This window comes from Cellulomonas sp. P4_B5_2, from assembly GCF_056402235.1.
Map to the genome: position 1 here is coordinate 1 of NZ_JBFUHU010000461.1, position 2,136 is coordinate 2,136.

2 protein-coding genes are annotated in these 2,136 nt (G+C 75.2%); one reads left to right on the top strand and one right to left on the bottom strand.

Going from position 1 to position 2,136, the window contains the following annotated elements; all coding sequences use genetic code 11:
- On the top strand, window positions 1-1,076 hold a 1,076-nt coding region (locus tag AC1DUQ_RS21105; protein ID WP_477074558.1), incomplete at its 5' end, for a molybdopterin-dependent oxidoreductase.
- Window positions 1,077-1,140: 64 nt separating this feature from the next.
- Here AC1DUQ_RS21105 and AC1DUQ_RS21110 read toward each other — a convergent pair.
- The coding region (locus AC1DUQ_RS21110; protein ID WP_477074559.1) for an FAD-dependent oxidoreductase at window positions 1,141-2,136 on the bottom strand (996 nt) is incomplete at its 5' end.

Consider the following 2,136-nt stretch of genomic DNA (forward strand, 5'->3'; position numbering starts at 1 on the left):
GTCCCGAGGGGGTCCAGCGGCGCGCGTTCCTGCAGGCCACGGCGGCCGCGGGTGCGCTCGGTCTGGTCGGTGTGGTCCTCGGCCGGGCGATCGGCGCCGGTGCCCGGGGTGYCCAGTCGGCGCGAGCGGCGATCCGGATCCCGCGGCCGGCCACCTCCGCGGCACCCGTCCCTGCCGGGGTGGACGTCGGCGTCGACGGCGTCGGTCCGTGGCAGACGCCCGCGGACGAGTTCTACCGGATCGACACCGCGCTGGTGGTCCCGCAGGTCGACCCGAGCACGTGGACCCTGCGCGTCCACGGGATGGTCGAGCAGGAGGTCACGCTCACCTGGGACGAGCTGCTGGCGGGCGATCTGGTCGAGGCCTGGGTGACGCTGGCGTGCGTGTCCAACCCGGTGGGCGGCGACCTCATCGGGAACCAGAAGTGGCTGGGGCTGCCCCTCGCGGACGTGCTTGCCCGGGCGCGCCCGACCGCCGACGCCGACATGGTGCTCTCGCGCAGCGTCGACGGGTTCACGGCATCGACCCCCCTGGCTGCCCTGACCGACGGGCGCGACGCGCTGCTGGCGATCGCGATGGACGGCGAGCCGCTGCCCGTCGAGCACGGCTTCCCGGTGCGCATGGTGGTCCCCGGGCTGTACGGGTACGTGTCCGCGACGAAGTGGGTGACCGAGCTCCGGGTCACTCGGTTCGCCGACGCCACCGCCTACTGGACCGACCGTGGCTGGTCCCCGGAAGGGCCGATCAAGACGCAGTCGCGCATCGAGGTGCCGCGGCCGAGCAGCTCGGTCCCCGCCGGGTCGGTGGTGGTGGCCGGCACGGCCTGGGCGCAGCACCGAGGCGTCACCGGCGTGCAGGTGCGGGTGGACGAGGGGTCCTGGAACGACGCGACGCTCGCCGACGACGGCGGGATCGACTCGTGGCGCCAGTGGTCGTGGACGTGGGACGCGGAGCCGGGCGAGTACCAGTTGTTCGTCCGCGCCTCGGACCCGCAGGGACCGCAGACGGGTGCCGTCGCGGGCGTCATCCCGGACGGCGCCACGGGCTACGACACGGTCCGCGTCACGGTCACCTGACCGGCCACCATGTCGTTGCGCATGTCCTGAACGTGGACAGCGGACGCATGAACATGGTCGGCGCTCAGGCAGTGGTCGCCGGGGTGGGTTCGCGGGCGTCTGACGTCGCCGCGGTCGCCGGGGCCGGCTGGTCCGGGTCGGAGCGACGCAGCCAGTCGACGATGCCGCACACCGCGTCCTCGCACCCGCCGCAGCCGGTGGTGGCCCGCGTCGCCGCCGCCACGTCGTCCACGGATCGCGCGCCGTGCCGCCAGCAGCCGACGATGTCACCCTTGGTGACCCCGTTGCACCGGCACACGACGGCCCGGTCGGGCATCAGCGTCGGGCTCGCGGCAGGGACGGCCGTCCCTGCGACGGGTCGCATGAGCAGCTGGGCGGGGTCGGCCGGGACGGGGGTGCCCCGCGTGTAGGCCGCGACGAGGTCGGCCGCGACCGGCCCTGCGCCGACGCACGTGGCACCGATGACGCGACCGTCCGCGACGACGACTTCGATGTGCCGACCGCCCTCGGGGTCGCTGAGCCGCACCCGCCGACCCTCGGACACCGACCCGGCACCGCAGACGCCCATCGCGACGACGTCGAGGCCGACGCCCTTGACCTTGACCACGTCCGTGCCGACGGTCGGCAGGGGCACGTCGTCGCGCGCCGCCGACGGTTCGGTGAGCAGCGTCGCGAGGCGTCGTGCCTGGTCCCAGCCCTGCGCGATCAGCCCGCTGCCGCCCTCGGGAGGCTCGGCGCAGTCGCCGATCGCGAACACGCGCGCGTCCGCCGGGGAGGCCAGGTCGGGGCCGACGACGATGCCGCGCGCCACGTCCAGACCGGCCCGCTGCGCGAGCCCCACCTCGGGGTACGTGCCCGCGGTGAGCACGAGCAGGTCGGCGGGGAGCACCTCGCCGCCCTCGAGCCGCACACCGGTCACGCGTCCGTCGCTGACCACGGCCTCCTCGGTGCGGGTGCCGACCCGGACGGCGATCCCGAGCGACGTCAGCCGCGCGGTGGTGACGGCGGCGGCCGGCCCGTCGAGCTGCCGGTCCATCAGGTGCGCACCGCCGTGCACGAC